The 26,949-nt window shown below is 66.9% G+C and carries 29 protein-coding genes; 11 read left to right on the forward strand and 18 right to left on the reverse strand.

Going from position 1 to position 26,949, the window contains the following annotated elements; genetic code table 11:
• The first annotated feature begins 83 nt into the window (after nt 1-83).
• Nucleotides 84-722 carry a TetR/AcrR family transcriptional regulator gene (locus SLQ33_RS22395; protein WP_319456076.1) on the forward strand — a complete coding sequence of 213 codons (639 nt, stop codon included), beginning with the start codon at nt 84-86 and terminating at the stop codon, nt 720-722.
• The gene (locus SLQ33_RS22400; RefSeq protein ID WP_319456077.1) at nt 719-1,228 is read left to right on the forward strand and encodes a hypothetical protein; all 510 of its coding nucleotides are present in this window, start codon (nt 719-721) and stop codon (nt 1,226-1,228) included. The genes SLQ33_RS22395 and SLQ33_RS22400 overlap by 4 nt, the downstream gene beginning before the upstream one ends.
• Here SLQ33_RS22400 and SLQ33_RS22405 read toward each other — a convergent pair.
• Genes SLQ33_RS22405 through SLQ33_RS22420 form a run of 4 tightly spaced genes read right to left on the reverse strand, consistent with a single transcriptional unit; the run spans nt 1,221 to nt 5,188 of the window.
• Nucleotides 1,221-2,186 carry an NADPH:quinone oxidoreductase family protein gene (locus tag SLQ33_RS22405; RefSeq protein ID WP_319456078.1) on the reverse strand — a complete coding sequence of 322 codons (966 nt, stop codon included), beginning with the start codon at nt 2,184-2,186 and terminating at the stop codon, nt 1,221-1,223. The genes SLQ33_RS22400 and SLQ33_RS22405 overlap by 8 nt on opposite strands.
• Nucleotides 2,187-2,192: 6 nt before the next feature.
• Nucleotides 2,193-3,179, reverse strand: coding sequence for a phosphotransferase family protein (locus SLQ33_RS22410; protein ID WP_413467706.1), 987 nt, complete (start codon nt 3,177-3,179; stop codon nt 2,193-2,195).
• 38 nt (nt 3,180-3,217) lie between these two features.
• The gene (locus SLQ33_RS22415; RefSeq protein ID WP_319456080.1) at nt 3,218-4,516 is read right to left on the reverse strand and encodes an acyl-CoA dehydrogenase family protein; all 1,299 of its coding nucleotides are present in this window, start codon (nt 4,514-4,516) and stop codon (nt 3,218-3,220) included.
• Nucleotides 4,517-4,531: 15 nt separating this feature from the next.
• Nucleotides 4,532-5,188, reverse strand: coding sequence for a TetR/AcrR family transcriptional regulator (locus SLQ33_RS22420; protein ID WP_319456081.1), 657 nt, complete (start codon nt 5,186-5,188; stop codon nt 4,532-4,534).
• A gap of 275 nt (nt 5,189-5,463) precedes the next feature.
• On the opposite strand from SLQ33_RS22420, the gene SLQ33_RS22425 reads away from it, so the two are divergent.
• The 3 genes from SLQ33_RS22425 to SLQ33_RS22435 are packed head-to-tail and all read left to right on the forward strand — an operon-like array spanning nt 5,464 to nt 7,268.
• Nucleotides 5,464-6,765 carry a cytochrome P450 gene (locus SLQ33_RS22425; RefSeq protein WP_319456082.1) on the forward strand — a complete coding sequence of 434 codons (1,302 nt, stop codon included), beginning with the start codon at nt 5,464-5,466 and terminating at the stop codon, nt 6,763-6,765.
• The gene (locus SLQ33_RS22430) at nt 6,762-6,950 is read left to right on the forward strand and encodes a ferredoxin (protein ID WP_319456083.1); all 189 of its coding nucleotides are present in this window, start codon (nt 6,762-6,764) and stop codon (nt 6,948-6,950) included. Before SLQ33_RS22425 ends, SLQ33_RS22430 begins: the two co-directional genes overlap by 4 nt.
• Before the next feature lie 33 nt (nt 6,951-6,983).
• Complete coding sequence (locus SLQ33_RS22435) at nt 6,984-7,268, forward strand: DUF1330 domain-containing protein (protein WP_319456084.1); 285 nt, start codon at nt 6,984-6,986, stop codon at nt 7,266-7,268.
• Between the two features lie 79 nt (nt 7,269-7,347).
• Here the strand turns inward: SLQ33_RS22435 and SLQ33_RS22440 are convergent, their stop codons facing one another.
• From SLQ33_RS22440 to SLQ33_RS22475, 8 genes are all read right to left on the reverse strand, one after another.
• A complete protein-coding gene (locus SLQ33_RS22440) occupies nt 7,348-7,548 on the reverse strand; it encodes a ferredoxin (protein ID WP_319456246.1) in 201 nt (66 codons plus the stop codon).
• A gap of 2 nt (nt 7,549-7,550) precedes the next feature.
• Nucleotides 7,551-8,753 (reverse strand): cytochrome P450, encoded by a 1,203-nt coding sequence (locus SLQ33_RS22445; RefSeq protein WP_319456085.1) that lies wholly within the window; start codon nt 8,751-8,753, stop codon nt 7,551-7,553.
• Between the two features lie 113 nt (nt 8,754-8,866).
• Nucleotides 8,867-9,664 (reverse strand): NAD(P)-dependent oxidoreductase, encoded by a 798-nt coding sequence (locus SLQ33_RS22450; protein WP_319456086.1) that lies wholly within the window; start codon nt 9,662-9,664, stop codon nt 8,867-8,869.
• Nucleotides 9,665-9,752: 88 nt separating this feature from the next.
• On the reverse strand, nt 9,753-10,571 hold the full coding sequence (locus SLQ33_RS22455) for an NAD(P)-dependent oxidoreductase (protein WP_319456087.1): 819 nt from the start codon (nt 10,569-10,571) through the stop codon (nt 9,753-9,755).
• Nucleotides 10,571-11,431, reverse strand: coding sequence for an alpha/beta hydrolase (locus SLQ33_RS22460; RefSeq protein ID WP_319456247.1), 861 nt, complete (start codon nt 11,429-11,431; stop codon nt 10,571-10,573). Before SLQ33_RS22460 ends, SLQ33_RS22455 begins: the two co-directional genes overlap by 1 nt.
• Nucleotides 11,432-11,457: 26 nt before the next feature.
• A complete protein-coding gene (locus tag SLQ33_RS22465; RefSeq protein WP_319456088.1) occupies nt 11,458-13,113 on the reverse strand; it encodes a thiolase C-terminal domain-containing protein in 1,656 nt (551 codons plus the stop codon).
• A gap of 1 nt (nt 13,114) precedes the next feature.
• On the reverse strand, nt 13,115-13,336 hold the full coding sequence (locus tag SLQ33_RS22470; protein ID WP_413467707.1) for a ferredoxin: 222 nt from the start codon (nt 13,334-13,336) through the stop codon (nt 13,115-13,117).
• Between the two features lie 8 nt (nt 13,337-13,344).
• Nucleotides 13,345-14,637, reverse strand: a complete 1,293-nt coding sequence (locus SLQ33_RS22475) for an NADH-ubiquinone oxidoreductase-F iron-sulfur binding region domain-containing protein (RefSeq protein ID WP_319456089.1) — start codon at nt 14,635-14,637, stop codon at nt 13,345-13,347.
• A 36-nt stretch (nt 14,638-14,673) separates the two neighbouring features.
• Here SLQ33_RS22475 and SLQ33_RS22480 point away from each other — a divergent pair, with 36 nt between their 5' ends.
• A complete protein-coding gene (locus tag SLQ33_RS22480) occupies nt 14,674-15,156 on the forward strand; it encodes a hypothetical protein (RefSeq protein ID WP_319456090.1) in 483 nt (160 codons plus the stop codon).
• A gap of 8 nt (nt 15,157-15,164) precedes the next feature.
• Here SLQ33_RS22480 and SLQ33_RS22485 read toward each other — a convergent pair whose 3' ends face one another.
• Genes SLQ33_RS22485 through SLQ33_RS22500 form a run of 4 tightly spaced genes read right to left on the reverse strand, consistent with a single transcriptional unit; the run spans nt 15,165 to nt 18,758 of the window.
• Nucleotides 15,165-16,046 (reverse strand): alpha/beta hydrolase, encoded by an 882-nt coding sequence (locus SLQ33_RS22485; RefSeq protein WP_319456091.1) that lies wholly within the window; start codon nt 16,044-16,046, stop codon nt 15,165-15,167.
• Between the two features lie 35 nt (nt 16,047-16,081).
• On the reverse strand, nt 16,082-16,471 hold the full coding sequence (locus SLQ33_RS22490; RefSeq protein WP_319456092.1) for a Rieske (2Fe-2S) protein: 390 nt from the start codon (nt 16,469-16,471) through the stop codon (nt 16,082-16,084).
• 4 nt (nt 16,472-16,475) lie between these two features.
• A complete protein-coding gene (locus SLQ33_RS22495) occupies nt 16,476-17,630 on the reverse strand; it encodes an amidohydrolase family protein (protein ID WP_319456093.1) in 1,155 nt (384 codons plus the stop codon).
• A gap of 18 nt (nt 17,631-17,648) precedes the next feature.
• Nucleotides 17,649-18,758: an amidohydrolase family protein gene (locus SLQ33_RS22500; protein ID WP_319456248.1), complete on the reverse strand. Its 1,110-nt coding sequence runs from the start codon at nt 18,756-18,758 to the stop codon at nt 17,649-17,651.
• 262 nt (nt 18,759-19,020) lie between these two features.
• Between SLQ33_RS22500 and SLQ33_RS22505 the strand changes: the two genes are divergently transcribed.
• Both SLQ33_RS22505 and SLQ33_RS22510 read left to right on the forward strand, forming a co-directional pair.
• Complete coding sequence (locus SLQ33_RS22505; RefSeq protein WP_319456094.1) at nt 19,021-20,019, forward strand: acyl-CoA dehydrogenase family protein; 999 nt, start codon at nt 19,021-19,023, stop codon at nt 20,017-20,019.
• Nucleotides 20,003-21,181, forward strand: a complete 1,179-nt coding sequence (locus SLQ33_RS22510) for an acyl-CoA dehydrogenase family protein (protein WP_319456095.1) — start codon at nt 20,003-20,005, stop codon at nt 21,179-21,181. The genes SLQ33_RS22505 and SLQ33_RS22510 overlap by 17 nt, the downstream gene beginning before the upstream one ends.
• Here the strand turns inward: SLQ33_RS22510 and SLQ33_RS22515 are convergent.
• The gene (locus SLQ33_RS22515; RefSeq protein ID WP_319456249.1) at nt 21,141-22,160 is read right to left on the reverse strand and encodes a LacI family DNA-binding transcriptional regulator; all 1,020 of its coding nucleotides are present in this window, start codon (nt 22,158-22,160) and stop codon (nt 21,141-21,143) included. The two genes, SLQ33_RS22510 and SLQ33_RS22515, sit on opposite strands and share 41 nt — an antisense overlap.
• A gap of 190 nt (nt 22,161-22,350) precedes the next feature.
• Here SLQ33_RS22515 and SLQ33_RS22520 point away from each other — a divergent pair, with 190 nt between their 5' ends.
• Genes SLQ33_RS22520 through SLQ33_RS22530 form a run of 3 tightly spaced genes read left to right on the forward strand, consistent with a single transcriptional unit; the run spans nt 22,351 to nt 25,576 of the window.
• Nucleotides 22,351-23,529, forward strand: a complete 1,179-nt coding sequence (locus tag SLQ33_RS22520; protein WP_319456096.1) for a Gfo/Idh/MocA family oxidoreductase — start codon at nt 22,351-22,353, stop codon at nt 23,527-23,529.
• A 19-nt stretch (nt 23,530-23,548) separates the two neighbouring features.
• Nucleotides 23,549-24,547, forward strand: coding sequence for a sugar phosphate isomerase/epimerase (locus SLQ33_RS22525; RefSeq protein ID WP_319456097.1), 999 nt, complete (start codon nt 23,549-23,551; stop codon nt 24,545-24,547).
• 21 nt (nt 24,548-24,568) lie between these two features.
• Nucleotides 24,569-25,576: a sugar ABC transporter substrate-binding protein gene (locus SLQ33_RS22530; protein WP_319456098.1), complete on the forward strand. Its 1,008-nt coding sequence runs from the start codon at nt 24,569-24,571 to the stop codon at nt 25,574-25,576.
• 17 nt (nt 25,577-25,593) lie between these two features.
• Here the strand turns inward: SLQ33_RS22530 and SLQ33_RS22535 are convergent, their stop codons facing one another.
• Nucleotides 25,594-26,925, reverse strand: coding sequence for an MFS transporter (locus tag SLQ33_RS22535; protein ID WP_319456250.1), 1,332 nt, complete (start codon nt 26,923-26,925; stop codon nt 25,594-25,596).
• Between the last annotated feature and the right edge of the window lie 24 nt (nt 26,926-26,949).

Below are 26,949 nucleotides of genomic sequence, written 5' to 3' on the forward strand. Positions count from 1 at the left end.
TGAGACCCTTGTCACACGGCGCAAACCTACCTACTGTGTGTTCACTAGGTTGGTTGGAACGAATGGAATCGGTGACGAGTTCAGTGGCAGACACACGGCCTTACGCGACGCTGCTCGCCAAGGGCGAGGACCGCAAGGTGCGGATTCTCGACGTCGCGGAGCGGCTGCTCGCACGCCACGGGTGGCGCAACACGTCGTTGGCGCAGATCGCGAAGGAGGCCGGAGTCAGCCCGGCCGGGCTGCTGCACCACTTCGAATCCAAGGAACAGCTGCTCAACGCGGTGCTCGACGCACGCGACACCGACGACGACATCCACGCCGACCGCAGCGGAGATCTGGTCACCGAGATCTGCCGGGTGGCCGAACGCTTCCATCGTGCCCCCGAACTCGTCGGCACCTTCACCGTGTTGCTGATCGAGAACATCGCGCCCGACGCCCCTCTCCACGACCGGCTGCTCACCAGGCAGCGCGAGGCCGCCCTGATCGTCGCAGGGCTGATCGAGCGCGGTCAGCAGGCAGGGCGCTACCGCACAGACTTCGACCCGGCCATCAAGGCCATCGAGATACTCGCCTTCGTCAATGGAATGGAGACCGCATGGTTACTCGATCCTTCGATTCCCCTCGCCGAGGTGTTCAAGGGGTACGGCGAAACGCTCGCCCGCGACTTCGCGCCACAGCCGGAAGCGACGTCGGGACCGGCGTCGGAACGAGCCCTGACATGAGGTACCGGCTCGACGTCGTGGCACGCAGCGTGCCCGAGGTCGTCAAGTTCGCGGGCGGCTGGCTCGTCGACCGGGTGATGGCCGGGTGGGACGTCACCGTGCTCATCTCCGCGGGCGAAGACGTGCGGCCCCTCGAGATCCTCGGCGTCGAAATCTACGACCTGGAGGCCGCGCTCGAGGAAGGTGCCGACCGCCCCCACCCGCAGACCGTGGCCGTGGCCGCCGACCTCTTCGCGACCGACGAACGGGTGCGCCGGGGTGTGCTGTTCGCGCTAGAACAGGGCATGACCGAGGTGACGCTGTGGGGTGACCACTGGCCGGAGGAGCTCGGAAGCAGCATCGGTTCGGTGCACCACCACCTCAGTGGGGCCGCCCGTGCCTTCAAGGCGCAGGCGCTCGCCGCCGCGGCCGATCCGGACCTGCAGGTCGTAGGCGACACCGAGACGTTCCGCTGTGGCCTTGCCGCGCTGCCTTCGGTCGCCGCGGACCTGACGCCCGCTAGCTGAGGTCGATCAGCACCTTGCCGATCGCTTTCCCGTCGGCGACGAGGCGCAGCGCCTTGGCCGTCTCGGACAACGGGTACGTCGCGCAGACGTGGGGTGCCACGCGGCCGGACACCAGAAGCTCACGCAGCTCGGTCTCGTTGCGCTCGAACTCCCCGACGGGGACGTCCTGGAACTGAAAGCCGAGCACGTGGATTCCCTTGACGAGTACCAGATTCAGGGGAATGCGCGGGATCACGCCCGACGCGTAGCCGACGGTGACGAAGCGGCCGCCACGGCGTAGCGACCGCAAGGCCGGCTCGGAAAGCTCGCCGCCGACCGGGTCGACGACGATGTCCGCCCCGTCGGGTAGCGCACTCTTCAATTCGGTTCGGAGCTCGACTGCTTTGTGGTTGATCAGCCGCATTGCGCCGTAACTGGCTGCCACGTCCAGCTTTTCGGTCGACGACGCGACGGCGGTGACGTTGGCTCCCAGTGCGACGCCGAGCTGCACCGCCGCCAGCCCGACGCCGCCACCCGCGCCAAGCACGACGAGTTCGTCGCCCGACTTCAGCTGAACAGTTGAGCGCAGCGTGTGATAGGCGGTGCGATGGGCGACCCCGAACGCGGCCGCGGTGGGCGCGTCGACGCCTTCGGGGATAGGCGCCAGGCTCGCCGCACCAACCACGACTCTTTCGGCGAACGCACCGAACATCCCAGTTCCTGTTACCCGGTCGCCGACTGCGAAACCCGTTGCCTCATCGCCGACTTCGTCGACGACGCCCGCGAACTCGCTGCCCGGCACGAACGGCGGCGGGACGTTCAGCTGGTACTGATTGGCCACCAGCAGCACGTCGGGGAAGTTGACCGCCGCAGCCTGCACCCGCACGCCGACTTGTCCGGGTGCCGCCGCGGGCACCGGATGCTCCGTCACGCGGATGACCTCCGGCGGCCCATACTCGGGGCAGACCGCAGCGTGCATCGGCGGCTAGCCCCGGTAGTCCGTGGTCTCGGCGAGTTCCGCGGCGGACGCCATCAGGTCGGTGACGACCGGTCCGAAGGCCAGCAGCTTCTCGTCGTTGCCCGCACGCTGGAAACCCTGCTCCAGCACGATCGCCAGCTTCCACTTGGCCAGCACTAGGTAGTAGTCCAAGTCGTCGACCTGTCGCCCGGACACCTCGGCGTAGTGCGCGACCACCTGGTCGCGCGTTGGCATTCCGCGCATGTCGACGTAGCTCATCTCGCCGGACGCACCGTCGTCGCTGGGCCAGGATTGCACCATCCAGCCCAGGTCGAGCTTCGGGTCGCCGACGGTGCCCATCTCCCAGTCGACGATGGCCGCCAACTGGGCAGGCGCGCCGTGCCGGTACATGACGTTGGCGAACTGATAGTCGCCATGCATCAGGCCAGGGATGAAGTCGAGCGGCTTGTGCGCGCGCAGCCAGTCGGTGGCCGCTTGCAGCCCGGGCAGGTCGCGGTTCTTGATCCGCTCGAGAAAGCCGATCCACCGGTCGACCTGACGTTCGTGGAAGCCGTCCGGGCGGCCAAGGTCGGCCAGCCCCTTGGCCTTCCAGTCCACCTTCGACAGCAGTGCGATGCCCTCGGCCAGTTGATAACTCAGCCCCGGGCGGGTGTCGAGCTCGCTCTGAAACGGCTCGGCCCACTTCCCATGCTGATCCATCGGCGACCAGCCGTCGACGAAGCCCATCAGATAGAACGGGCGGCCGAGTACGCTCGCGTCGTCGCACACGCCGATCGCCTCGGTGTGCGGCACCTCGGTGCCGTCGAGCGCCTCGATGATGCGCCACTCGCGCAGGATGCCCTTGTCGCGGTCGGGGGGTGCGCCTGGCGGTGGCATGCGGATGACGCAGCGCGCGTCGCCGCGGACGAGTTCGTAGATGACGTTCTGCGTGCCGCCGGACAGGAAGCGTGCCGCCAGGGGTTCGCCCTTGCCCGGCAGCGCCGCGCCGTCCATCCACTCGGCGAGCCGCGCGGTATCCAGTTCCGGTTCGCTCACTGGTTGCCCACCTCGAGCTCGAGGAACTCGGCAAACCTGGCCTTTGCGGCGTCGCGCTTTCGGGGCAGCCACTCCGACGGCCAGACGTCGTCAGTGGCCTTGTAGTCGCGCAGCACCTGCTTGGCGACCGTCGTCTTGTGCACCTCGGTGGGCCCGTCGGCCAGCCCCATCACGGCGGCGCCGGTGACCATCCCAAGGAACGGCATCTCGTTGGTGACGCCTAACGCGCCGTGCACTTGCATTGCCCGCCAGGCGATGTCGTGAAGAACCGTTGGCATGACGACCTTGGCCGTGGCGATGTCCTTGCGAACCTTCTTGTAGTCGTTGTACTTGTCGATCTCCCACGCGGTGTACAGCACGAAGAGCCGGAACTGCTTGAGTTGGGCGTACGAGTCCGCGATGTAGCCCTGCACGGTCTGCTTGTCTGCGAGCAGGCTGCCTGCCGTCGTCCGGCTCAGCACGCGCTCGCACATCATGTCGATCGCCTTCTGGGCCAAGCCGATGGTGCGCATCGCGTGGTGGATTCGCCCGCCGCCGAGCCGGGTCTGCGCGATGACGAAGGCCTGCCCCTCGCCACCCAGCAGCGCCGAATTCGGCACGCGCACATTGTCGTAGTGGATCAGCGCGTGGCTGCCCTCGTTGTCGCGCTCGCCGTGCAGCCCGACATTGCGCACGATATCGACCCCGGGGGTGTCGGTGGGCAGCAGGAACATCGACATGCCTTGGTAGGCACTGACGTCGGGGTTGGTCACCACCATGACGATCAGGAACGACGCGGTATTGGCGTTGGAGGAGAAGTACTTCCAGCCGTTGATCACCCAATCGTCGCCGTCACGCGTGGCGCTGGTGGTGAACTGCGTGGGGTCCGCGCCGCCCTGCGGCTCGGTCATCGAGTAGCTGGAGAACAGTTCGCCGTCGAGCAGCGGCCGCAGGTAGCGCTCCTTCTGCTCGGGCGTGCCGTAGTGCGCGATGATCTCCGCGTTGCCGGTGTCGGGGGCTTGACAGCCAAAGATGATCGGCGCCCACTGTGAGCGGCCGAGGATCTCGTTGAGCAGTGCGAGTTTCAGCTGGCCGTACCCCTGCCCGCCGAGCTCGGGTCCGAGATGCGTTGCCCACAGCCCCTTTTGACGCACCTGCTCCTTGAGCGGGTCGACCACCTTGCGTCGCGTCTCTGTCAATGGGGTGAACTGCAGGTGCGGCCAGATCAGGTCGAGCGGCTCGACCTCGTCTCGCACGAATGCATCCGCCCAGTCCAGCAACTCCTGGTACTGCGGGTCGGTCTCGAAATCCCACATGCGGCCTCCTTGCCGTTACTGGCGTGGTTGTTGTGCATATCCATTGATCAAGGTGCAGATGTCCGCCGTGACGACGTCGGCGAACGAGCGGTCGCCGAACGCGCCTGCCGCCCAGTGCCGGGCGCCCTCACTCACGAAGGTCTGCGCGAGGTAGGCGAGGTGTGCGACGTCGACACCGTCGGCGAGCTTGCCGTCGACTTGAGCCCGCGTGCAGAGTTCGGTGAACATGTCGGCGTCGACGTCGGGGGGAGTGCCCTCGGCGAGGATGCGGTGCTCGTGGCGGTAGCCCTCGAGGATGGTTTCGATGACGAGTTCTCTGGGGTTGCGCGCCATCGACTGCTCGAACGTCGTCAGCGCGGCGGCGATGACGGCCTCGATCTCGTACGGCTTGGCCAGCAGGTGGTGGATGGTGCGGTGCGCCGAGATCGTGGACATGACGCCGACCTCGAAGAGCACGTCCTCCTTGCGGGGAAAGTAGAAGTAGAAGAGCGCCTTGGAAACGCCCGCCGCGGTGCAGATGTCTGCCACGGTGGTGGTGGCGTAGCCGTTGGTGCGCCACAGTGCCATCGCGGCCTGAACCAGCATGCGCTTGGTCTCGGTCGACCTGGCCCGCTGAAAGGACGCCCTCCGCTGACCACGGTCAGCAGCTTTGGTGTCGTCGGCGGCACGCATAAGGGCACCTTAGCGGAGTGCGAGTTAGTTGACCAGAGTAAAACTAACTTGGACGGACCCGAGTATTGCCGGTGGTACCGAGATTCGAGCCGGGCGAGCGACGGCCCGCGAGAATGCAATTCTCCAAGATCGGCAGGCTTTGGCTCGATCACATGCGTTGAGCAGAGTGATTACCCTCTCGCCCTCGTTGACGCCGAAGGAGCGCTATGGAAATGTAATACTCAACTATGAGAGGCACATTCTCATTGGGTGTGGCGTCAGGGATGGAGTTGTAGATGGCGATCGACCCCGCCGGCATCGACTGGTTCAGGGACCCGCGGCTGGTTGACGACCCGTATCCGTACTTCAACGCGCTGCGCGACAAGTGCCCGGTCGAGCCCGAGGACCACTACGGCGTCACCATGGTGACCGGCTGGGAGGAAGCCGTCGCGGTCTACAACGACGAGAAGACGTTCTCCTCGTGTACCTCGGTGACCGGACCGTTTCCCGGCTTCCCGGTGCCACTCGAGGGTGACGACGTCACCGACTTGATCGAGAAGCACCGCGACGAGTTGCCGTTCAGCGATCAGCTGCCCACCTTGGACCCGCCAGTCCACACCAACCATCGCTCGCTGATGATGCGGCTGATCACTCCGAAGCGCCTCAAGGAGAACGAGGACGCCATGTGGGAGCTCGCCGACGGGGTGCTCGATGAGTTCCTCGCGCCGGGCAAGGGGGAGTTCATCAAGGGTTTCGCGAGCCCGTTCACGCTGTTGGTGATCGCCGATCTGCTCGGCATCCCGCCCGAGGACCGCACCGCGTTCGTCGACGGCATCGCTCGGAATTCGGGCGGCGGCGTCGGCAGCACCAGCAAGGAATCGCTGTCGCACTCGCCGCTGGAGTTCCTCTACGGCCAGTTCGAGGAGTACGTCGAGGACCGTCGTCGCAACCCCCGCGAGGACATCCTGACCGGGTTGGCCACTGCGCTCTTCCCCGACGGCACCACGCCAACCCCCGGTGACGTCGCACGCGTTGCGACCAACGTCTTCTCGGCGGGCCAGGAGACCACGGTCCGCCTGCTCGGGACGGCGCTGAAGGTGCTCGGCGATCAGCCCGAGATCCAGGCGCAGGTGCGTGCCGACCGGAGCCTGCTCCCGAACTTCATCGAGGAGGCGCTGCGCTACGAAAGCCCGGTCAAGGGTGACTTCCGACTGTCGCGCACGCCGGTCACCGTCGGCGATCACCAGCTGGGCGCGGGCACCACCGTCATGGTGCTCAACGGCGCGGCCAACCGCGATCCGCGTCGCTTCGACGAGCCCAACTCGTTCGACCCGGCCCGCAAGAACGCCCGTCAGCACCTCGCCTTCGGCCGGGGCATCCACAGCTGCCCCGGCGCCCCGCTGGCCCGGGCGGAGACCCGCGTCGGTCTGGAGCGATTGCTCGACCGGACGTCGGACATCAAGATCTCGGAGGAGAAGCACGGTCCGGCAGGCAACCGCGACTACAACTACATCCCGACGTTCATCCTGCGCGGGCTCACCGAACTGCACCTCGAGTTCGACCTCAACGACGCGCGCGAGCCGAGCGAGGCCCGATGAAGGTCACTGTCGACGAGGACAATTGCCGGGGCCATGGCATGTGCCTGACGTGTTGTCCCGAAGTATTCGAAATGACGGACGACGGCTGGGCCGTCGCCGATCCGGGGGAGGTGCCCGCCGAGTTGGAGGGCGCCGTGCGCGAGGCCATCGACAACTGCCCCGAACGCGCCATCCACGAGGTTTGACTCAAACCGCTTCAACAACAAGGAGATTCAGTCGTGCCCAAAGGGTATGTGGTCATCACCGAGGACATCAAGGATCCGGCCGGCATGGCCGAGTACGGCAAGCTGGCGATGAAGGCCATGGGCGGCGCGACGATTCTGTCCGTCGACCAGAACCCAACGGTGATCGAGGGTGAGTGGAGTGCCACCCAGACCGTCGTGCTCGAGTTCGAATCGGTGGACGCGGCCAAGGAGTGGTACTACTCGGACGCCTACCAGGCCGCTGCCAAGGTCCGCCAAGGCGCCGCGGAGTGCAACGGCGTCATCCTGTCGGGCTTCTGACCCAGCGCGAGCGTGCGCAAAGTGCCGCTGTGGCCCGGCGTGTCGCGGGCCGACACGCGCGCTCGCGGGGGCTAGCGGCTCACTCGTCGACGATGGCGATGGCTTGGCGCGGGCATTGCCGCACGGACTCCTTGATCAGCTGCTCGTTGTCCGGAGTCACTTCTTCTTTCAGCACGTGCAGGTAGTCCTCGTCGTCGAGATCGAAGACCTCGGGGATGATGCCCATGCACACCCCGTTGCTCTCGCACAGGCCGAAGTCGACATGGATCTTCTGCGTCATGGTCACCTCAAAACCTTCACCGGGACATGGTGATACCCGGCGACGTTCTGCATGTTGACGCGCTCCAAGCCGTCGAAGTCGACCTCGTAGCGCGGCATGAAGTCCAGCAGGTACTCGAGCGCGATCGCGCTTTCCATCCGGGCGAGTGCCGCACCGAGGCAGCTGTGGATGCCGTATCCGAGCCCGAGGTTCTGCGCCTGGTTGCGATCGCGGTCGATGTCGAACGTCTCGCCGTCGTCGAAGGCGCGGGGATCGCGGTTGGCCGACGCGCCCATCAGGAAGACGGGCTTGTTCGCAGGGATGGTGCCGCTGGGCACCTCCACGTCCTTTAGGGAGTAGCGCACGTTGTACTGAACCGGGCCGACGTAGCGCAGCAGTTCCTCGACGGCGGCCGGGATCTTGCTGCGGTCGTCGAGCAGCTTCTGCCACTGCTCGGGATGCCGGGCGAACTCCACCACCGCGCTGCCGACCAACTTGGTGACGGTCTCCGCGCCCGCGCCGCCCAATAGCGTTGTGAATCCGGTGATCTCGATGTCATCGAGCTTGCGCAGGTTGCCGTGCTCGTCGGGTATCTCGGCGGCGATGAGCCGGCTGATCATGTCGTCCTGAGGATTCTCCCTGCGCTCCACCACCAGGCCGTAGTAGTAGATCCCCGAGTCGATGTTGGCCTGCATGTTGTCGTCGTCTATGTCGATCTGGCCCGGCTTGCGGTGCAGGCTCGTGTCGATCCAATGCCGGACCTGCTGGCGGAAGTCCTCTGGCACGCCGGCCATCCGGGTGATGACCTCGACGGGGAACGGACCGGAGAAGTCCTGGACGACGTCGAAGTTGTCCGGGTCGACCATGCCGAGGTAGTGCTCGATGATCTCGACGACCGTCTCCTTCTGCGACTGGATCGCGCGCGGAGTGAACGCCTTGTTGAGCAGGCTGCGCATGTGCCGGTGGTCGGGCGGATCCATGAAGATGATCGACTTCTGCGGCACCTCTCCGGTGCGCACCATGCCCAAATCGCAACCGCGGGCCGACGAGAACGCCTCGTGATCCTTGAACGCGGCCGCCACGTCCTCGTGCCTGGTGAGGGCGTAGAAGTCCTCTTCCTCGTCGTAGTAGAGCGGCGCATCGTCGCGCATCCGCTGGTACACCTCGTAGGGGTTCGCGAAGTACTCGGGTGATACCGGGCTGAATTTGACCTTGGGCTTGGTCATGGGCTCCTCTTTCGCGGCGGGGCTAGCGACCGGGGGTGCGCGTTACGCGAGACGGTTCATATGTAACGCTCATAGTATGCCTTACCGGAAGCTTTCGAAACGGTAAATCCAGCTCAGTTCTCTGGCCGAATTCCGGCGCTGACGACCTCATCGAGGGCGCCGAGTTCGGCCCCGAGCTCGGCGACCGTCGCGCGCGCCACGGCGACGTCCTTTCCGATGAACTCGCCGACGGCGGAGACGAACGTGGCGACCGATCCGGCGTTGGCGACCAGGCCGAGCGCGCGGCTCGCACCGCTGCCGTGTGCAACTGCTTCGAGCAGCGCGGACTCGTCGACTCCCAGCCCGGTGGCGAGCCGGGACGCCTCGGAGAGCAGCCCGAGTTGCGCGGCGAACAGCACGTTGTTGATGAGCTTGACCTTCTGTCCGCTGCCGAGCGGACCGACGTGAAGGACCGGGTCTCCGTAGGCGCTCAGGACGGGCCGTACGCCGGCGACCGCGTCGTCGTCGCCACCGACGAACAGCGCGATGCGGCCCGCCGCGATGTCGTGCGGCCCGCCGCTCACGGGTGCGTCGACGATGGCGACGTGCGGCGCCTCCGCGGCGATCGCCTCGGCAGTGCGGGGGCTGCCGGTGGTGTGCAGCACCAGCGTGGAGCCCGAAGGCATCGCCGCGAGCAGACCGTCGTCGAAGCACACGCGCTTCACCTGATCGTCGGTGAAGACACACACGACGACAACGTCGGCCTGCTCCGCCGCATCAGCGAGTTCGGCGACGGCGGTGGCACCGAGTTCGGTGACCGCCTGTCGCGCCTCGTCGGTGCGGCCGAGCACCCTGATCTCGTGACCGGCGTCGACGAGCCGACGCACCATCGGAGCGCCCATGCGGCCCGCGCCGACGAACCCGACCCTCATCGCGACGCCGAACGTACGGTTGTTGTACGCAAATCGCGAGTAAGGCCGTCAACAACCGTACTTTCGGCGAGAGGGAGATGGTCGCTCGTCACCTCGGGTGGTCCATCGACTCCAGTGCCGTGTCCGCCGCTGTGAACACCGATCCCTCCGGGGACGACGCGTGCTCGGCGAGGCTGGCGGCGTGCCGAACGTCCTTCTGCAGCAACGCACCTGCAATCGGGGCAAGCCCCTCGAGGGAGCCGCCGAACACGGTGATGCTGGAGATCGCCTTGCTGGTTGCTGAACCGCGATTGAGCACCTGGCAGAGCCGGTCGCGGGGGATGCCGAGCGCGTCCCCCAACTCCAGCGTGCTCATCGCGCTGCCGAGGTTGGCGCTGAATTGCAGGTTGTTGAGGATCTTGGCGACCTGACCGGCGCCCAGTCCGCCGAGGTGCACGATCGCGTCGGAGTAGGTCGCAAACACCGGCCGGCACTTCTCGACGATCGCCTCCTCGCCGCCGACCATGACCATCAGCGTGCCTTCCTCGACGGCCGGGGCGCCGCCGCTGACCGGCGCGTCGATCAGCGAAACACCGTGTTCGGCAGCCAGTTCCGCGAGCTCGCGGCACGTGTCGGGGTGCACCGTGCTGTGAATGGCGATGACGCCGCCCGGCTGCATACCGGCCAGCACTCCGGTGTCGCCCGCGAGCACCTGCCGTACGTCGTCGTCGCCCACCACGCACAGGCACACGAGGTCGCTCGCCGCGCCCAGTTCGGCCGGCGTCGCGGCGACCTTCGCGGCGGTGTCGGCGTACGGCTCCACCGACGCGGGCCTGCGCGCCCACAGCGTGAGGTCGTACCCGCCCTCGACGATCCGGCGTGCCATCGGGCCGCCCTGACTGCCCAATCCGATGAATCCGACCCGCATCAACCTGCCTCCGCTTCCATGCTCGTTTCATCGCTGCGCTCCTGGGCAGCGATGCATTCCTCGATGAAGGACAACACCCGTCGGTGGTACTCGTCTGCGGTAAGGCCGACGCTGAGATTGTGTCCGCTGCTCGTCATTTCGTTGACCACGACCCGCGGTGACGCGGTGAACAACGCGGTGATCGAGGCGAGCGCCTCGGGCGTCGACTCCCAGACGCGCTCGTGGTCGGCCGCGCTGAACTCGACGGGCACCCGCACCTGGGCGGCGACGGCGGGGAAGTCACTCCGCGCCCAGTTCGCCGTCACGCCCGCTTCGTAGGCCACGCCCTGCGCGGAGAGCCCACCGGTCAACACCTCGGGGGGATAGAGCGCGGTGGGGTGCCAGAGCAGCTCGCGTAGCCCGGCCGGGCGCAAGGTGGTGGTGGCCTCGCTGATGATGGCCTTGGCTTCGGGGCTGTAGCGCAACCCGGTGCCGGCCAACTCGACACCCAGCAGCCCGCCGCGGTCGCTGACCGCCATCCGCAACGCCAGCTCGCAGCCCGCCGAGTGCGCGACCAGGAAGTGTCCGCTGCCGCGGGGTCCGTCGCCGAGGATCTTGTCCACCGCGCCGTACGCGAGCGCCACCCGCCGCTCGGAATCCGCCAGCTCGTCCTGGTAGAGCGCCGAGGCTCCGTAGCCCGGTCGGTCGAGGGCGATCACCGTGAAGCCCTGCGTTGCGGCTAAGCGCAACAACGACAGTCGAGGGTGACCAGGACAGTCGAAGTACGCCGACGACGTCGCGCCGCCGTGGACGGCGACGATTACCGCGCGCGGATCGTCGACCGCGGCGACGAGCGCAGACATCGGCACGCCGTCGACCATGACGACGCGCGGGCGGGGGTCGGGGCTCACGCGTCCGACCGCAAGAGCATCACGCCGCTGGGGGTCAGACCGCCGCTGCTGGTGACCGCGACTCGGGCGCCGGCAACCTGCCGCTCGCCCGCCTCGCCCCGCAGCTGGGTGACCGCCTCGTGGATCAGGCCCATGCCGTGGGTGCGGCCGTGGGACAGCTGGCCGCCGTGGGTGTTCAGCGGAATCACGCCGTCGCGCGCGATGTTCTTACCGCCGTCGAGGAAGTCCTTGGCCTCTCCGATGCCGCAGAAGCCCAGCCCCTCGAGCCACGAAAGACAATTGAAGGTGAACCCGTCGTATAGCTCCGCGACGTGGACGTCGCTGGGCTGCAATGACGTTCGCGACCACATGTGAGCGCTCTGGCCCAGCACCTGCGGCTCGTGCGTGAGCGTGGTCTGGTCCCAGTCGAGCCGCTCGATGATCTGCGTGCCGACGGCCTCGAACAGGACGGGCGGCTTGGCCATATCGCGCGCGACGTCGACGGCCGACACGATGACCGCGACGGCGCCGTCGCACGGCACGTCGCAGTCGTAGAGCCCGAACGGCGTGGTGATCATCCGCGCGGACATGTAGTCGTCCATCGTCATCGGGTCGCGATAGATCGCCGTCGGATTGAGCGCGGCGTTCGCGCGCTGGTTCAATGCGATCCAGCCGAGCGTCTCGCGCGTGGTGCCGTAGCGGTGGAAGTGTCGACTCGCGTTCTGCGCCAACACGTGTGCCGCCGACGTTGCGCCGAACGGGTGTTGAAAGCTGGTGGTCCGGGCGCCCATTGGAGGGGACATCTTGCCCTCCTTGACCAGTTGGCCGAACGTCGCCTCCCACAGCGTGCGGAAGCACAGCACGTGGCGGGCCATCCCGGTGGCGACGGCCATCATCGCCGCGATCACCGAACCGCCAGGGCCGAAGGTGTCCATGCCGCCGTTGATCCACGTCGGCCGCAGCCCGAGGGCACCCTCCAGCGCGCTGACGCCCCCTTCACCCATCCCCATCATGTCGAGCCCCGGATAGGTCGAAAGCCCGTCGATGTCGTCGAACGTCAGGCCTGCGTCGGCGACAGCCTGCTCACAGGCTTCGATGGTCAGCGACAGCGGCGGCACCATCTGCCTGCGGCCGATCTTCGACATGCCGATGCCGGTGATCGCCGAGTGGTCCTCGAACTTCTCCTTGGTGAGCATCGGCCGGACGTACTTGGCGAACTGTTCTGGCGGGATCAGGTCTTCGGGCATGGCGGTAGGCGCAGCCGCGTCGGCGGCCTTCTTGAACACCGGTAGCCAGACGTCCTCGAGCTGCTGGAACGCGACCTCGACGGGTTGGCCCAGTTCGAGCTCGTCGGGGTCGCAGTCGATGATGTTGGTGGTCAACCGAACTCGGGGATCCTCGGCGATGGCGACCTCGGCCACCACGTAGGGCGGAGGCAGGTCGGGAAAGCCGAACCGGTGGTTGACCGTCAGCCCAGCGAGGGTGGCCTTGCCGGAGACGACGCGCACGCCCATCTTGGTCGCCCGGCAGTAGCGGCATATGGGAGCGGGCGGATGGATCAACGCTTGGCAGCTCAGGCACTCCTGGATACGGAGCTGACCATCGGCTCCGGACGTCCAGAAGAACTCGTTCTGGGCGGTGAGCTGCGGCAGTGGGCGGCCGGGCACGTCCACGTCAGTGTCCCGCTCGTTCGGGGGTGGCCGGGTGCAGTTCGATGATGGCGTGCACCGGACAGTCGAGCAGCGCCCGCATCACCGCGTCGCGGTCGGCCTCGGGGACGGTTCCGTCGCCGATCAGCGACGCGTAGCCCCAGTCGTCGAGCGAAAAGTACTCAGGCGCATGCTTTGCGCAGACGCCGAAGCCGTCGCACATCGTGCGGTCCAACTTGATCTTCATCTGCTCGCTCACGAGACCGCCTCCACCTCATAGGGCCGCAAGGCGCTGAACGCACTCGCGCGGCACGAGTCGCACGCCCCGGTCAGGTGGCTGGCGACCAATTCCGGGTACTGCTTGAGCAGGCTTGTCGCGATGTTGGTCGCGGCGTCGAGGGTGGCACAGGCGCCGCGCCCGCGCAGCACCACCGACCACCGCTCGAGTCGGGCCAGATCCTCCTCTCCTGCCACGCCGTCGCGGAGTGCGGACGTGACAGCCGACATCGCCGCGGTGCCGTTGAAGCACGACCCGCACTGGCCCGCGTTCTCGCGGTCGAAGTAGGCCATGACCGCTGCGGCGACCGCGACGGGGCAGTCCTCGGTCAGGATGGCGACGGCCCCACATCCGAGTGCGGTGCCGAGCTCGCGCAGCGTCTCGTGATCCAGGGTGGCGTCCAAGATGGAGCGGTTGATCAACCCGGCGAAGTATCCGCCCATTAAGGCGCCGTGAACCTGGTCGGACGAAACACCGTGCAGCGCAAGGAGGTCGGTGAACGTCACGCCGTGCGGCAGTTCGTAGAGGGCGGGCGGTCGGCCGGCGCCCGTCACCGTGGCGAGGAACGTTCCAGGCGATGCCTGCGTACCGACGGCGCGGAACTCTGTACCGCCGTGGCGCAGCACGAACGGCAGGTTGGCCAGCGTCTCGACGTTGCTGACGAGTGTCGGCTGGCCGTCGACCCCCACTTGGAATGGCCTGGGTGGCTTGTCGGTGGGTTTCGCTGGTCCGCCGTTGACCGCGCGGACGGCGGCGGTCTCCTCGCCTGCGACGTAGCCGGCCTCGACCGTCATCACCCCGATCGACAGCTCGAGGTTCGCGGCCGCCAAGGCCAGGTCAAGAGCTTGGGCCGCAACGGGATCCGAGACGTAGACCACGGCGCGCTTGGCGCCGACGACGCGGGCGGCCAGCCGGACCCCGTCGAGCACCAGGTGCGGACGGTTGCGCAGCAGCCACTTGTCCTTGACGGACGCGGGTTCGCCCTCCTCGCCATTGGCGAGCACGACGGTGTGACCACCGGCCCGGCCGGCGTCTCGCACCGTGCGGAGTTTGACGGCGAGCGGGAATGCCGCGCCACCGCGGCCCAACAGCCCACTGCGCTCGACCTCGTCGAGCAGTCGGTCGGGCTCGTCGAGCGCCTGATAGCCGCCGCTCCCGGCGTACTCGGCGTAGTCCTCGACGCCAGGAGTAAACCGCAGCAGCCGCGGCGTGGTGCCTGGCCAGGCGGCGATCACCAGCGCGTCGGCCGGTGTGATCGCGGACGTGTTCATGTTGGTGCCTTCCTACCCGCGGATAGGCTGGCGGGCATGAGAACTGCGGTGGTACGGGTCGACGTCGATCCGACGGCAAAGCTCACGGCCGCACAGTTAAAGGACGGCATGGCGGCCCTCGTCGGGTTGGCCGACGCCGCGGGCGTCGACGTGGTCGAGGCCGAGCTCGCGGCCATGCCCGCAGGCCGCAGGCAGGTCGAGGTGCTCATCGCCGGTGACGATCCCGACCAGCTCGAGCACGCCGCAGTCGAGTTGTGCGCCAACGCCTTCGGCACCTTCGGTGCCACCCCTACGGCGGGTGTGCTCACCTACGTGAGCAGGGGCACCGATGACGACGCGCACGGGGTGCTGGCCGGCTTGGGGCTGGACGGCGAGATCGAACGAATTCCCGGCGACGAGGGTTGGGACGTCATCCACGTGACGCTGCGCACGGCCGACCTCGAGCGGATGCCGGAGAGCCGGGTGCACACCGCGTTGGAGGCCTCGCTCAACTGCGAGGTCCACATCCATACCCGCTGAACACGCCATCAGCTGTCCAGGAAGTCCAGGATCGGCGGCGCGGCCTGCACCCACGTGTCGAAGAGGCAGAACTTCTTTCCCCCACTGGCGGCGAACTTCTCGCCCGCGCGCTCCCACGCGTCCTCCGGCCACGGTGGATCGATCAGCTTGGAGCCCTTGATGAGGCAACTCACTTCGAGCGATGTCCGCTTCGGATGGTCCCAGTCGTCCTCGCCGCCCCTAATGATCAACGTCGGAACCTTGATGTCGTCGAACATGTAGTCCTCGACACCGGGGATCGTCTGGCCCGGCTTGGAGACGAACGCGTTGAGCCAGCGCAGCATCACCTTGAGGAAGTCGTCGGCGTCGAGCGCGCGGATTCGGTCCAGGTTCTCCGGATTCTCTTCAATGCGCTGCTTCCACTCGCCGACGTGCAGCAGACCGTTGATGCCGGCGCCCCGCACCGCCAGGATGCTCGGCACTACGTAGTGCCCGCCAAGCACGAACGAGCCGTAGACCCCGCCGACGATGTTCCACACCACCAGCTTGGTGACCAGCTCGGGATAGAGCATGGTGGTGAGCATCGAGTCGCGGGCCCCACCGGAACCGCCCGCGATGATGCAAGGGCCGATGTCCAATTTCGTGATCAGCTGCTGCAACGTGTCGGCGCGCATGTGGGATTCACTCTTGCCGTAGAACTGTACGTCCGACTTGCCGCAGTTCGGCCGGTCCCACAGCAGGACGCGGTAGCCACCCTTGACCAGTGCCCGCGCAAGGGGTTTCAGCCCAGGGATGTCCTTGCTGAAGCGACCGCCTGGGGTCAAAACAATATGATCGCCCGCTGTGTTCTTGGAACCGAGGATCTCGTAGACGACGTTGCCGCCATTGATCTCGATCTTCTTGTTGGGCAACTTCTCTCCGATTTTTGGGGGCTCGAAATCCGGCTTCAGGCCTGGACGAGGACGTCGTCGCCGACGACCCGGACGGGGTAGGTGCGGATGCTCCACTCGGGCTTGACCGCGGTGGTCCCCGTGGCGAGCTCGAAACCCCATTGGTGCCAGGGGCAGAAGATGAACTCCATGTCGCGGACCATCACGGCGTCGCCGGGCACGTTCGCGTCGACGACGTTGCGGCCGCGGGCACGGCCCGAACACAGCGGGCCACCCTCGTGCGGGCAGTAGTTGGCAATGGCGTAGAACGTGCCGTTGACGTTGTACACGCCAACACCGTGCCGTCCGATCGGCACCAGTTTGTGTGTGCCCGGCGGGATTTCGTCAACCGTGGCGACGACGTGTTCCCGCCCCTGCGCGAGTCGGGGCGTCTTCGGTTCGGTCACTAGTTCAGAACACCCGGACCTGGCCCTCGAGCACCGGCACGGTGTCGGGGAGCTTGTAGGTCTCGATGCCGTTGCGGAACATGATGGCCTCGCGAGCGTGCTCGGGCAGGTGCTTGACCAGCCAGCGGGGGTCGTCGAACGTCCAGTGCGGGTAGTCGCTGCTGTAGAGCAGGATCTTCTCGCAGTCCATCCACTCGAAGGCCCGGGAGAGTTCCGTCTTGTCCTCGGGATAGTCGAGCGGTTGGGTGGTGAACTTGATGTGGTCCTTGACGTACTCGCTGGGCTTGCGCTTGATCTCCATCCATGACTTGCGCTTGGCGTAGATGGCGTCCATGCGCCACATCAGCGGCAGGATCCAGCTGAACGCGTGCTCGATGAACACGATCTTCAGGGTGGGGTGGCGGTCGAACGTGCCGTCGAAGATCAGGCTCATCACCTGGTTGGCCGCCAGCAGTGAGTAGGTGACCATGAAGTCGTGGTTGTAGCTCGGCAGGCCGACCGGCGGGATGGGCAGCGTCTCGTAGACACCGCGGGAGAGGTGGCAGCTCACCGGCATGTCGTACTTGGTGGCCGCCGCCCAGATCGGGTCGTACATCGGGTCGCCCCATGACGGCCGCGGCTCGGCCTTGATCAGGATCTGCGACATGTAGGGGTGTTCGGCCCACTTCTCGATCTCGCCGACGGTGCCGACCGGATCCTCGATGGCCACGCAGATCGAACCGCGCCACCGCTCGTGCCAGTTGTTGTGGCTGTCCAGCCAGTTGTCGGCCAGCCAGGAATTGGTGGCGATGCAGTACGCCTGAGTGGCTTCGGCCAACCGGGATTCGCCGTGTGTGGGCTCCAGGATCGCGATGTCGGAGCCGGCCTCCATGATCAGCTGCCGCAACGCCATGTCGGGATCGCTGCACGCAAACTCGCCGTCCGGCGGGAAGCTGTCGACGCGCATGGCGTACGAGTGTGCGTAATCCGGTGCATCGTAATAGATCTGGTCCCCAACGGGGTGGTTGGTGAAGTACTTGCTGCGCCACGGTTCTGGGATGTACTCGACCAGTTCGCCGCGCCGCGGCATGGGATGGACGTCGGAGTCGACGCACCGCACGGCGATGCGTTCGGCGGCAGGCACCCGTGGATTGGTTGTCGCTGACCCGGTAATGGTCATGTGGCCTCCTCGCTCCCTCTACTGTGCCGCAATGGCGGACGGAATGACTGGACTTTCTATGCCGTACAACTCTGCGGCGTTTCGCCAGCACAGCTTGTCCCGCTGCTCGGCCGTGTAGGAGCTCGGCACCGTCAATGTGTTGCTGTCCCAATGCGGGTAGCTCGAGCCGAACATCGTCATGTCCTCCTTGCCGGTGAAGGAGAACCACTCGCCGGCGAAGTCGGTGTCGCCTGGCCCGTCGAGACTGCCCTGCACGAAGTAGACGTGTCCCGGCAGGTAGTCGCTGGGCATCTTGGGCGCCCACGGCGTCTGCTCGAGGTGCGGCCGGCCGAAGCAGTCCATCCGCCACATGAACGGCGTCAGCAGGTCGGCGGCGCCGTCGGCCCAGACGAACTTCAGTGTCGGCGTCCGCTCGAACACGCCCTCGGCGATCATGTTCATCAGGTGGTACAGGTAGTTCAGCGCCATGAACGACAGGTACTGTTCGTAGGTGCGGGCCTTGCCGGAAGGCGTTGGCGGGAAGGCGATTCCAGCACCGACCTCGATGTGCACGGCCACCGGGAGGTTCGCCTCGGCGGCGGCGTCCCACAGCGGCCAGAACTGCGGCTTGCCATAGAGCTCACGCGACTGCAGCGGGATGCCAATCTGAACGACGCGTGGATGGTCCTTGTACTTCGCAATCTCGCGCAGCGCTCCCGCGACGTCGTCGGGGTTGACGCGGATGGTGCCACGGAACTTCTCGCCGAATTCCCCGTCGAGCCACCGGGTCACCATCATCTCGTTGTGTCCCGCGGCGATCGCGGTGCCGAGGTGCCGGTCGGGCATGATTCCGCGGGTCATCGGATGCAGGATCGCAACGTCCACGCCGCGCTTGTCGAACAGCTCCGCGGCGACGAGCTCAGGATCCGACCCGGGGTATTGGCGGTCGGGTCCGCGGGCGCCCTTGAGGTACTCGCCGCCGGGTGCGCCGTACCAGTCCATCTCGTAGTCAGGGAAGCCGCGGCTCGAGAACGGCTCGCGCATGAATGTGCCGCGCAACTCTTTGTTGGACTTGCAGAAGATGTGCACGCTGGCGTCGATGACGGGGGTCGTGACGACGCCACCCGCCCCGTCGCTGGGTATCTGCACGGTCACTTCGCGCCAATCCGTCCGTAGCTGTTCTTCCGGGCGGGCGTCACCGGAACTGCCCTCAGTGTAGATCGTTGTTCTTCATTCGCAAGAATAATGTTCTCAACCAGCTGGTTGGTGAACGTGCTGGTGAGCGTGTCTGCTGGTCACCCGTACAGCGGCGGTCAGCGGAAAAGGGTCACCCGCTAGGGGAGAATGCTGACACCAATCATGAGAATGATATTCTCACCGGGAAACGCGAGCGGTCACAGGAGGCGGTCGAGTGTTACTCGAGTTCGATGCTGATCAGCGGTTATGGCAGGAGACGGTGCGCGACGCCGTCGGCAAGCACTGTCCGGCGACGTTGGTTCGCAGCGTCGCCGAGGACGGCGCCGACCCGCTGCCCCTGTGGAAGGTCTACGCCGACGCCGGGTGGACCGAGCTGACGGACCCCGAGAACGCCGTCGAGCTGGCCATCGTGCTGGAGGAGCTCGGACGGGCCACCGACCCCACCCCATACCTGGCCACCCTGACTCAATACGGCCCCCTCGTGGGCGATCGCTTCGATCCGCTGCGCTCGGGGGCGGCCGTGTACAGCGGTGTCAGCGCAATCCGCGACGCCGACGGCTGGGTGCTGACGGGCACGGACCGCTTCGTGCTCGACGGCGACCGCGCGGAGCGGCTCGCCGTCGTGACCGCGGCAGGTGTCTTCCTGATCGAGGCCGATGACGTCACCGCCAGGCGCGTCGACGTTTTCGATCCGGTGCTGCACGTCGCCGAAGTGTCGCTCGTCGGCGTTCACGTCGCCGACTCCGAACGGCTGCCCGTCGATCCGGAACGTGCCCGCCACGTCGCCCTGATGGGGATGGCCATCACCATGGTCGGGGCATGCCAGCGCATCCTCGAGCTGGCACTCGAACACGCGAAGAGCCGTCAGCAGTTCGGTGTGCCGATCGGGTCCTTCCAAGCCATTCAGCACAAGGCCGCCGACATGCACGTCGCGATCGAGCGGGCCCGTGCGCTGTCCTACTTCTCGGCGCTCACCATCGCGGCCGACGACCCACGGCGACGCATTGCGGCGGCGATGGCCAAGGCGTCGGCAGGGGAATGCCAGGCGCTGGTGTTCCGCCACGGCCTGCAGACGTTCGGCGCCATGGGCTTCACCTGGGAGAACGACCTTCAGTTCGCGCTCAAGCGGGCCAAGGCCGGTGAGTTGATGCTGGGCGGCGCCGCTGAGCACCGCGCGATGATCGCGGAGGAGTTCGATGCAACTCTCATTTGATTCTGACGTCGAGGCGTTCCGTGCGGAGTTCTCCGCCTTCCTCGACGCCCACCTGCCGTCGGCGGCCGAGACGCTCGAGCGGCCGCGCTCGGTGTCGCACATGCCGCAGTGGGCGCGTGACTGGCAGCGCCTGCTGTTCGACAACGGTTGGCTGCTGCCCGCCCAGCCGCCGGAGTTCGGTGGCCGCAACGCCACGGTGTTGCAGACGTACGTGCATCTCGAGGAGCTGTGCAAGCGGCGGATCTACCACAGCTTCAACCCGCAGGGCGTCAACATCATCGCCGCATCCCTGCTGACGTTCGGCACCGACGAGCAGAAGCACCGCTGGGCCGTGCCGGTGCTCAAGGGTGAGCTGACCGCGTCGCTGGGCATGAGCGAACCGAGTGCCGGCTCAGACCTCGCATCGTTGCGCACCAGGGCCGTTCGCGATGGCGACACCTTCGTCGTCAACGGTCAGAAGGTGTGGACGTCGGGCGCCCACGACGCCGACTACCTGTTGACGTTCGTGCGCACCGATCCCGACGCGCCCAAGCACAAGGGCATCAGCGTGCTGATCATCCCGACCGATACGCCCGGGGTGGTCCGTCGCCCGTTCGCCGACCTCTGTGGCGAGGAGAACAAGGACTTCAACGAGGTCTTCTTCACCGACGTCGTGGTGCCCGCCGAGAACCTCGTCGGTCCGCTCAACGGTGGCTGGGGAGTGGCCAACGGATCGCTCGGCCACGAGCGCACCATGATGTGGCTCGGGTTCGCCGACCGAATCGCCAACGTCATTGCGGACTTTCGGCCCTCCAACGACATCGAGCGCGACCAGTACGCAAGCTCGATCATGGACTACCAGGCGCTGCGGTTGCTCGGATCGGTCGGGCTGGCCAAGGCTTCCCGCGGGGAGGTCGACGTCGCGTCGGTGTCGATTCCGAAGCTTTTCGGTGCGGACGCCGAGATGCGGGTGAGCGACCTGGCGCTGTCGTCGGCGGGGTCGGACGGATTGCTGCATCCGACGACGACGGGCCCGTACGCGCACATGAACCTGGACCACTACTTCGCCAGCTGGTTCGAGCGGTACGCGCGCAGCTTCTCGGGCACCATCGCGGGCGGCACGTCGGAGATTCAGCGCAACATCATCGCGCAACAGGTGCTGGGGTTGCCCCGCCCGCGGTAGCAGCGTCGCGAGGTGGGGCCGTCGAGGTGCGCACGACCAACTGCGGAGTCAGCACCGCGGACTGAGCGTCGGTGCGGCCGTTGTCGAGTCGGTCGACCACGGCCGCGACGGCGTTGTCGGCCTGCTCGGTGGGTTTCTGGTTGACGGACGTGAGGTCGATGTGGCCCAGCTGCGCCAGCATGCTGTCGTCGTAGCCGGTGACCGAGACGCCGCCGGGGACGTCGACACCGGCGCGGCGCAGCGCGTCGACGACGCCGACCGCCACCCGATCGTTGGCGCACACGATGGCAGTCGGCAGCTCGGTTGCCAGCAGTCGTTGCGCCGCAACGATTCCCACGGACTCGGTGAAATCGCCCTCGATCACGTCGGCGTGTGCGTCCAGACCGTTCTTGCGCATGGCCCGCAAGTAGCCGTTGCGACGATCGGCGGCGATGACACCCGATCCGCCCGAGACGTGCACGACGTCGCGGTGGCCGAGCTCGACGAGGTAGTCGACCACCTGTCCGATGCCGCGGGCATCGGCCGTACGCACGACGTCGAGCGTGTTGGCACGCACGCGTCGTCCGATGACCACCGACGGCAACTGCTTGCCGAGTGCGGTTAGCTTCTCGGTGGGCAGCTCGGGTCCGAGCAGGAGTAGGCCCTCGCAGCGGAAGTCCAGCAGGGTGTCGATCACCTTCGCCTCGCCGTGTGTAGGGGTGATGGCGCCGAGCACGACCTCGTAGCCGGCGCGGTCGGCCGCGGCGACGATCTTCTCGGCGATCTCGGTATGAAAACTGTTGCGTATGTTGATCGTTACGCCGATGTGGTGTGAGCGTCTGGCGGTCATCATGGCGGCCGTCCGGTTCACCCGGTAGCCGAGTTCGTCTGCGGCCGCCAGCACCCGTTTGCGTGTCTCCGCGCTCGGGCCTGCGGCGTTGCGGAAGACCAGCGACACCAGCGCCTTGGACACGCCGACTCGCGCGGCGATGTCGGCCATGGTGGGCCGAGCGTCGTCCCTAGTCACGCGCACCTCGTTTCCGTGAATGCCGGCAGGGGTTGACAGCCGGATGTGACAGCGCTCATAGTAGCGCTACTAGACCGGTCTAGTAGACCGGACTAAACAAAGCGGAGATCCGTGTCGCCTTCGCCGCACGGAGCGACCGCGTCGAGACTAGGAGTTGCAGACAGTGACGAATCAATCCATCGGGGTCGCCGTCATCGGAGGCGGCATGGCGGGGCGTGCCCACGCCGCCGGATACCGCGCAGCCACCACGTTGTTCGGAACGGATCGGCCAGACGTCCGGCTGGTGGCGATCGCCGACACCAACGCCGCCGTCGCCGAGGACACGGCCCGCCGGTACGGCTACGAGCGCGCGGAGTACGACTGGCGGGCCGTCGCCGAGGCGCCCGACGTCGATGCCGTCAGCGTTGTCGTCGCCAACCACCTGCACCGCGAGATCGTCGAAGGCCTGCTGGCCGCGGGCAAGCACGTACTCTGCGAGAAGCCGCTGGCAGGATCGCTCGGTGACGCCGAGGCCATGGTCGCCGCGGCCGAGCAGTCGGACCGGGTGACGGCCGTCGGCTACACCTACCGCCGTTCGCCCGCGGTGGAACAGATCCGCCGCGAACTCAGCGCCGGGACGATCGGCGACCTCGTCCACTTCAACGGGCACTACTGGTGCGACTACGCGCTCGACCCCACCGGGCCGATCACCTGGCGTTACCGTGGCGGCCCGGGAACGGGTGCCCTCGCCGACGTCGGCAGTCATCTCATCGACCTGAGTGAGTTCGTCTGCGGACCCATCGCCGAGGTCGGGGGAGCGGCCTTCGCGACGCTCATCGCGGAGCGCCCCGTTCCGTTGGGGGTCACCTACGGACATACCAAGGCTGCGGTGAGCGACGAGCTCGCGCCGGTCGAGAACGAGGACGTCGCGACGTTCACCGCCACCTTCGCCAACGGCGCCGTCGGCACGTTCTCCGCGTCGCGGGTGGCCCACGACCTGCCCGACGGTCTGGGCTTCGAGCTGTTCGCGTCCGCAGGCTCGGCGGCGTGGAACCTGCACCGCGCCGCCGAGTTCGAGATCTCGACGGCGGAGGACCGCGCTGTGTTGGCCGGACCGCGCCGGGTGCTCGTCGGGCCCGACCACCCGTACATCCGCGGCGGTCTGCCCATGGATGCGGGCGGCGTCGGGCACGGTGTCGCCGACCTGTTCTCGTACCAGACCCGGGCCTTCCTCGACCAGATCGCCGGCATCGGCGACCTGGGACCACTGCCCGGATTCGACGCCGGGCTGCATGGCCTGCGCGTCGTTGCCGCCATCACCGAATCCGCCCAATCAGGCGGCGCCGCCGTCAAGGTCCTCTGAAAGCAAGGAGTCACAGAACATGAAGCTCGGTGTCTACACCGCGATCCTGCACGACCGGCCATTGCGCGAGGCGCTCGAGGTCATCGCCTCCCTCGGCCTGACCGGAGCGGAGCTCAACGCAGGCGGATTCCTGCCCGCCCCACACCTTCCCGTCAACGCGCTGCTGAATGGTGAGGTGGCGCCGGAGGATTATCTGGCCACCTTCGACGGCACCGGAGTGTCGATCGCCGGACTGAACTGCAACGGCAATCCGCTGCATCCCGACCCCGAGGTCGGACCAGACGACGCCGAGGATCTGCGCAACGCCATCCGCGTGGCCGGACTGCTCGGAGTCGATCGGGTGGTGACCATGTCGGGGCTGCCGCACGCGCACCCTGGCGGGCAGTGGCCCGCGTGGCACGTCAACACCTGGGACTCCGGCTACCTGGACTCACTGGACTACCAGTGGGACGAAGTCGCCGTTCCCTTCTGGACCGAGATCGACGCATTGGCCCGTGAGCACGGCGTCAAGGTCGCCATTGAGATGCACCCGCAGAACCTGGTCTTCAACCCGCCGACGATGCGTCGCCTCGTCGAGCGAGTCGGCGCCACCAACGTCGGTGCCGAGCTGGATCCGTCCCATCTGTTCTGGCAAGGCATCGATCCGATCGCGGCCATCGAATGGCTGGGGCCGCTAGTGTTCCACGCCGCCGCCAAGGACACCCGCATCAACGACAACTGCAAGATCTATGGAGTCCTCGACGAGCGGTTCACCCGAATCCCGTTGGACCAGAATCCGACTGGGCTCGGGGGGCGTCACGTGGTGAACAAGTGGCCAGAGGACTCCGCATGGGACTTCGTGGCCGTCGGCCGCGGACACGACACGCAGTTCTGGGCACGGTTCCTGCAAGCGCTCGAGGCCGTCGATCCGGACATGGCCGTCAACATCGAGCACGAGGACGTTGAGCTCGGCCAGCTCGAAGGTCTGCGGGTCGCCGCCGAAACCCTCAAAGCCGCCAACTCCGCCCTCGTCGGCTGACCAGTGAAAGAGAGTACGAACATGACCGTTCAATCCAGGCGGGTAGGCCGCACGTTTCGGGCCGCGACGGTGGCATTCAGCGCGTTGCTGATCCTGAGCGCGTGCTCGAGCACCGGCGGCAAGCCAAGCAGCTCCGGTAGCGGCATGGCCGCGGGGCACGCCGACACTCCGCGCTTCACCGTCGCCATGGTCACTCACGGCCCGCCGGGGGACACGTTCTGGGATCTGATCCGGAAGGGCGCCGAGACCGCAGCCGCCAAGGACAACATCGACCTGAAGTACTCGTCGGAGCTTCAGGGGCCCGATCAAGCCAACCTCGTCCAAAACGCCGTCGACAGCAAGGTCGACGCGCTCGCGGTCACGCTCGCCCGGCCCGAGGCGCTCGAACCCGGTGTCAGTGCCGCGATCAAGGCGGGCATGCCGGTGGTGGCGTTCAACGCGGGCATCGACGCGTGGCAGCGCATGGGCGCCAAGGCGTACTTCGGGCAGGACGAGAAGATCTCCGGTGAGGCAGCGGGCAAGCGGCTGGCCGCCGAGGGCGCGAAGAAGGTCGTCTGCGTCATCCAGGACCAAGGCAACGTCGCGCTCGAATCTCGTTGCGCCGGTGTCAAGGCCGGCTTTGGTGGCGCGGTAGAGAACCTCAACGTCAACGGCACCGACATGCCGTCCGTGCAATCCACCATCACCGCCAAACTGCAGCAGGATCCCTCGATCGACTACCTGGTCACCCTGGGCGCTCCGATCGCGCTGACGGCGGTGCAGTCCGCCGCCGGTGCGCACAGCAGTGCGCGGATCGGCACCTTCGACACCAACGCCGAGCTCGTCGACGCCATCAAATCGGGCAAGGTGCAGTGGGCCGTCGATCAGCAGCCGTTCCTCCAGGGTTACCTCGCCGTGGACGCGCTGTGGCTCTATCTCAACAACCGCAACGTCATCGGCGGTGGTGAGCCCACGCTGACCGGTCCTGCGTTCATCGACCCATCGAACATCGACGCCATCGCCGAGTTCGCGAGGAGCGGCACCCGCTGACACGAGCCTGCGGCAACTTACGCCGGCCGACTCACGTGGGCCCCGGCGTCGCCGGGCAGGCGGATCGACTCGACGAGGGTCACGGCCATCAGCGCACCGAGCAGCAGGTAGGTCAGCGGGTACGACGCGATCAGGCTGAGCACCAGGGCTGCGACCGCGATGCCGAGACCCGACGCGAGTTCCTGCACCGACGCGTTGAGGGTGTTGGCGTGCGTGAGCTCATCGCCCTCGACGTCGGCGAACGCCAGGCTGTTGTAGGCGGTGAAGCCGATCGAGCGCAGGGCACCGCTGACGTAGAGAACGACCACGATCACCGCAATGGGCAGGCCCGGATGCAGCAACGCCAGCAGCGCGAAGCATCCGATGGAGGCGACGCCGTTGACGAGCAGCACGCGTCGGATCCCGAATCGCCGCATCAGCGGGGTGGTCGCCGGCTTGATGGTGAGGTTGCCGAGGAATAGCGCCGCGACCACGAGCCCGGCCGCCAATGGGGTCCAGCCGAATTCGAGTTGAAACTGCAGCGGCAGCAGGAACGGGACCGCGACGATCACCGCGCGGTACAGCGATCCCGCCGACACCGTGATCCGCAGGGTGCGCACCCGCAATACGCCCAGCTGGACCAGCGGATCAGGAGCGCGCATCAGGTGCCGAACCGACCAGCCGCCCAGAGCCGCGGCGAACGCAGCGCCTGCGGCGACCCAACCCCAGGGTGTGCCGCTCTGCCGAATGTGCTCCAGGGTGAGCAACGCCGCGCCGATGCCGAGCCCCAGCGCCAGCAGGCCACGCCAGTCCAGCGGTCGGACACTCGCCGCCGGCGCACCCCGAATCAACTTGAGTGCCAACAGGAACCCCGCGATGCCGATCGGGATGTTGATCAGGAAGATCCACCGCCACGATCCAACAGTGACGATCGCCCCGCCGAGGCTGACGGCGAGGATGGGTGCGGCCAGCGCCGGCCACGTCAGCAGCGCGATCGCGCGGACCAGATCGGACTTGTCGGAGCCGCGAAGCACCGCCAACCTGCCGACCGGCACCATCATCGCGCCGCCGACGCCCTGCAGCACGCGCATGGCGACCAGCATTGGCAGCGATACCGCCGCCGCGCACCCGACGGAGGCGATGGTGAACACCGCGATCGCGGCGATGAACACCCGGCGGATGCCGAAGCGGTCGGCCAGCCACCCGGCGGCCGGGATCAGCACGGCCACGGTGACCAGATAGGCCGAGATCGCGACGTTGACGTCGACGGCCTGAACTCCCAGCGAGTCGGCGATCAGCGGGATCGCGGGCGCGATGATCGTCGCGTCGAGGATCTCCATGAAGAAGGCGCCGGCCACCAGCAGCGCCATTCCCCTGGGGAACGAACGGGACTC

This window comes from Mycobacterium sp. RTGN6 (assembly GCF_033804605.1).
GTDB lineage: Bacteria > Actinomycetota > Actinomycetes > Mycobacteriales > Mycobacteriaceae > Mycobacterium.